This is a genomic window from uncultured Methanobrevibacter sp. (genome assembly GCF_900316895.1).
GTDB lineage: Archaea > Methanobacteriota > Methanobacteria > Methanobacteriales > Methanobacteriaceae > Methanocatella.
In genome coordinates this window covers 1-5,308 of the sequence record NZ_ONER01000101.1, presented here as the reverse complement: position 1 = coordinate 5,308, position 5,308 = coordinate 1, and the positions used below count along the sequence as shown (strand labels likewise).

General features: G+C 38.1%; 3 protein-coding genes. 2 read left to right on the top strand and 1 reads right to left on the bottom strand.

Translation table 11 applies throughout. The features are described from left to right. A partial coding sequence (locus QZN27_RS08920) for a carboxypeptidase-like regulatory domain-containing protein (protein ID WP_296786609.1) occupies window positions 1-450 on the top strand: 450 nt, incomplete at its 5' end. Window positions 451-459: 9 nt separating this feature from the next. After that, window positions 460-4,686: a C1 family peptidase gene (locus tag QZN27_RS08915; RefSeq protein WP_296786607.1), complete on the top strand. Its 4,227-nt coding sequence runs from the start codon at window positions 460-462 to the stop codon at window positions 4,684-4,686. A 109-nt stretch (window positions 4,687-4,795) separates the two neighbouring features. Here the strand turns inward: QZN27_RS08915 and QZN27_RS08910 are convergent. Continuing rightward, on the bottom strand, window positions 4,796-5,308 hold a 513-nt coding region (locus tag QZN27_RS08910; protein WP_296786604.1), incomplete at its 5' end, for a thymidylate synthase.

Here is a 5,308-nt window from a genome sequence, read left to right as displayed (position 1 = left end):
CGCGTATTTGACGACAATGGTAATGTTGCAAGAAATGTCAAGGTCACTTTCACATTAAACAATAAGCAATACATTAAAACAACTGATGATAACGGTTATGCGTCCATTAAGATATCATTAAAACCTGGTAAATACACAATAACTGCTGAATACAAAGGATTTAAGGTATCAAATAAGATTACAGTCAAATCAACAATCATAACCAAAAACATTAAGGTTAAAAAGGGAAAAATAATTAAATTCACTGCAAAGCTTTTAAATAAAAACGGAAAAATCATTAAGAATAAAAAAATCACTTTCAAATTCAAAGGCAAAACCTATAAGATAAAAACCAATAAACGAGGTAAGGCCATTTTAAAGATTACCAAGAAAGTTAAGGTTGGAAAATATACCATTACAACCATATACGGCAAATTGAAAGTAAAAAATACTATTAAAATTAAAAGATAGGTGGTTTGAGTGTCTAAAAATAGATTAATGCTATTGGCATCAATAGTTTTAATTTTATTATTTATTATTCCGACAGCTTTCGCTACGGATAACTCTACTGTTGGCATCAATTCCACTTCAGATGCTCAGGCACTTTCCTCTGACTTTTACTTCGACAGCAACGCCACAAATGACCATGGTGAGGGAACAATTGATGACCCTTACAGGGAAATTAGGGACGGGAGAATCCTTGACAATTCTGTGTTTCACTTTAAGAATGGAGAATATGAATTTTCCGACAGCAACTCCCATACCAATATTTCATTCATAGGTCAGGATGCATCCAAAACAATTTTGAGGGGTAATGACGAATCATTGCTTATAAATTCCCGTCTTGTTTTGGCAAACGTTACCATTTTTAATTTCAATATATTAAATGAGGGGGAACTGATAGCTTCAAATGTTATTTTTGCCAACTCTTCAGCGGTTAAGTTAAGCGGATATGGAAACAGTATAGGTGGAGCCATCTATTGCGTAAATGACAAAACCAAAACCTATTTGACTAACTGCACATTCATCAATAACTATGCAGGCTGTGGAGGAGCCGTTTATCTGAATGGAGGGATTTTGGAAATCACCGATTGTACTTTTATCAATAACACTGCCCTGAATTACGGTGGGGCTATTGCCTGTGAGTCCAAATATTCAAGGGATATCAGGCTGACAATCAAACGTTCCAAATTCATCAATGACAGATGCCTTAAGGATACGGGCGGGGCAGTTTATGTCAAATCCGGAACATTTACAGGTGAGGATTTGGAAATTTCCTCTTGTAATGCTACTTTTGGAGGCGCTTTTGCTTTTCTAAAATCAAATGCCCAATTGAACAATGTTTATGCCTTTGACAATGTGGCCAAATATGATGGCGGTGTAATCTATCAGATTTACGGAAATATGACATTAAACAATTCACAATTTTTTAATAATCATGCAAAAAACGGTGGAGGATTGTTTGTTGATGCTTCAAATCTTCTGAATGTTGGCAATAGTTTATTCATAAATAATTCAGCAGATATGCTTGCCGGTGCATTCTATTCACTTTCAAACACCCATTGCGATTTCAGCAACCTCACTTACGCCAACAATACTGCTGTGGCATATAATGATTTGTTAAAACAGGTCAATGAATCCTTAATATTTACCGCAGGCAACTACACACTATTCAATCATGTTAATGATGGCTCTCCTCTTCCTGGCTATTACAGCTCTGTCGATGAAGGCTATGTCACTCCCGTTAAAAATCAGCGGAATGCCGGTAACTGCTGGGCCTTTGCAATAGTGGCAACCCTTGAATCAGCAGTACTTAAGGCTTCAGGAAATCTTGACCTGTCAGAGGAAAACATGAAGAACCTTGCATCCCTCTACTCCCATTACGGTTGGACAATGGATCCGAATGAAGGAGGATATGATGATATGGGTTTCAGCTATCTGACAAGCTGGTTGGGTCCTGCTCTTGAAACCGATGACGGATATACGGATTTCGGAGTCCTGTCCCCTATTTTGGCTGATGTTCTGCATGTCCAAAATGTTTTGTATTTGAAAAGAACCAGTTATTCTGATTTGAATTCAGTCAAGAACGCAATCAGGGATTACGGTGCGGTTTATGCTCCTATCTATATGGTTCCACATTATGAATATGCAACTAAGAAATATGTGCAGTGCTATATGGGAGACCATGTCTGCGACCATGCGGTCGTGCTGGTCGGATGGGATGACAATTTCCAGATGTCAGGAGCACCTGGAAGAGGTGCATGGATAGCAAAGAACAGCTGGGGCAGTGAATGGGGCAATGATGGTTACTTTTATGTTTCATATTTTGATAAATCCTGCCTTAAAATTGGTGAAAATAAGGGCGGAATCGCATTTATATTCAATGACACCATGAAATATGACAAAAACTATCAGTATGATATAGCTAAAACCGATTACTTTTTGAATGCTACAAACACTGTATGGTACAAAAACATTTTCAACGCTACAGATGATGAATATCTGGCGGCAGTTTCAACATACTTTGAAAAGAGCACACATTGGGAGCTTGCAGTCAGTGTGGGGAACAGTCTGAAGCTGACAAAATCAGGTGACAGTCCTGCAGGTTACCACACTTTCGATTTGGGCCAGCTGATACCCCTTAATGTCGGAGACATTTTTGAGGTAATGTTTAAAATCACAGTTGACGGAGATGCAGGAGTTCCCATTTCAGAAAAACTCAGCTTGAACAATCTCTTTTACCGTGAAAACATTTCATACATCAGCTATGACGGAAGGACATGGAAGGATTTATTCAACATATCCTGGACATATCCTGATCATTTCTATGAGTCACAGGTGGCATGCATCAAGGCGTTTACAATTCTGCATCCGATAGATTCCACAATAGCATTATCCTTTGAAAACAAAACCTCGAACAGGATAACAATTGTTGCAAGTATCTTAAATCAATGGGGATATCCTATAAATCATGGAAAACTTGACTTTAAGGTGGGCGATGAACGCTACACTATTGATATTGTCGATGGCATTGCCAAAAAGGAAATAATCCTTACATCAACAAATATCACTGTTGAGTTTGAAGATGTCGGCTACACCCATTCCAGGGCACACGCTGAACTGCACAATCCATTGATCAACACCAACCTGGAATTGAACATTACAGGTGAACACAATCCTGTCAATGTCACCGCAAAGGTTGTGGATGAATACGGCAATCCCGTAAAATACGGAAATGTTGCCTTTGACATTGGAGGTGCAAAATATAGTGTGGCCGTGGTAAACGGTACCGCAAAGCTGGAAAACATTACAGTCTTTCCTCTGAAATGCACAATCCGTGCCCAATATGATGATGTGTTCTACTACAACTCATCATATGCTGAGAGGTCCATTCAATTGTCATTAATCAAAACAAAAATATCCCTCAACATAACTGCCACTGAGGCAAACAATCCTGTAAATATTGTTGCTCATGTCACAGATTTGAATGGCACTCCCGTTAAAAGTGGAAGAATAGCATTTTTCATGTCCCAGGAATTGTTCATTTTGAATGTAGTGGATGGAATAGCTTACATTAACCATACATTCAAGCAAACAGGCAACAATACGATTTACGTAACATTTTATGACGATAAAATTTATAACTCCTCTGTTTACTCAGAAAGGCTCTTCGTTTCAAAACTGAATGTTAACATGACTTTGGACATAGTCATTGATGAATGCAATGCATATCTCTTCGTTGGAATTAGGGATTCCACACGTGGATTTGATATTAATCTTAAGGTCCATGGTGAAGAATACGTATATTCAACAACCGAATCCTATGTGTTATGTGAGCTCACCGGCCTCAAAAAGGGCATCTATGATTATGTTGTTGAACTGGACAGCCCGATTTATGAAGCCAACGATTTGACAGGCTCATTCACTATCAATCATCAAAATACCAGAATTGAGGCTTTTGATGCATCAGTTTACTATGGAGGCAGTTACTCTGCTGTCCTAAGGGATGAAAACGGAATCATAATTGCTCATAGGGATGTCTATCTAACAGTCAATGGCCAGACAACTAAAGGAAGAACCAATGGTCAGGGAATGGTCGTTTTTAATGTTGAGGTTCCTGCCGGATCATATGGGGCAAAAATCAGTTTCATAGGCGATGATGAGTACATAAAATCATCAAAAAATGTAAATTTGATTGTAAAATCAACAATTGAGTTTAGTTCAAATACTTATACGCTTAATTCAAAGTATCTGGCTATATTAAGAGATTCAGGCGGTAAACTATTGATAAACAAGAAGATTGATGTCATTTTCAATGGGGTTTCCTATAGCCTTATCAGCGATGGAAAAGGACAAATCTCTCTAAATGTCAAGTTAAATCCCGGAACTTACACCGTAAAAATTACAAATCCCGTAACTGGCGAGACCAATTCCCAAAATATCAATGTGGTCAAGAGAATAACTCAAAACAAGGGTCTGACAGCATATTACGGTGCAGGCAAGTCATATAAGGTCAAGGTTGTAGATGATTACGGCAAGGCAGTTAAAGGCTTGAAGGTCACCTTCAAGATAAAAGGCAAAAAGTACTATGCATATACAGATAAAAAGGGTTATGCCTCATTAAAGGTCACTCAAAAACCGGGTACCTATACAATTACCGCAGAATATAATGGATATAAGGTATCAAACAAGATAAATGTTAAATAAGGGCATTGCAGTCTTGAAAATCACCAAAAAATACAAAAAGGGAAAATATACAGTTACTTCCAGATACGGAAAACTGTCAATAAAAAATAAGATAAGGATAGTGTAATCCTTATTTGTTCGCTTTGATTAGTTTGCGTGCTGCCTTTATGTCAGTATTGTAGATGTGTCCGGAAGTTGAGTGGTAGTGCACTCCTCCGAAGTTCAGTTTTTCACCAACAATTTCCTTGTTGACTTCCTCTTTCATCTTAAGACCCAAATAGGCAATGAAAAACATGTTGGAGTAGAATGCTCCGAAAATGTCATTGCTTCTGAATATGCAGTGGATTGTCAGTTCGTTGTCACGGACAAGGCATTGAAGGAACTGAAGGCATGGAATGTCTTCCTCTTCTGCGTCTTCAATCGGGTTGATTGTAACTGCCACAGCACGGTTTGAACCGGTTGCATTTAAGATTCTATTTTTCATGGTTTCAAACTGGTCAACATCAAAATGAGCGAAGATACGATTAGGATAGGTATATACGAATCCTTGGGTGTTGTTGATGATTGCAGGATCATCTACAGATTGCACATAGTTGTATAATGCATCGCTTTTGATTGGGTTTCCTTCCATATCGAATTTTCC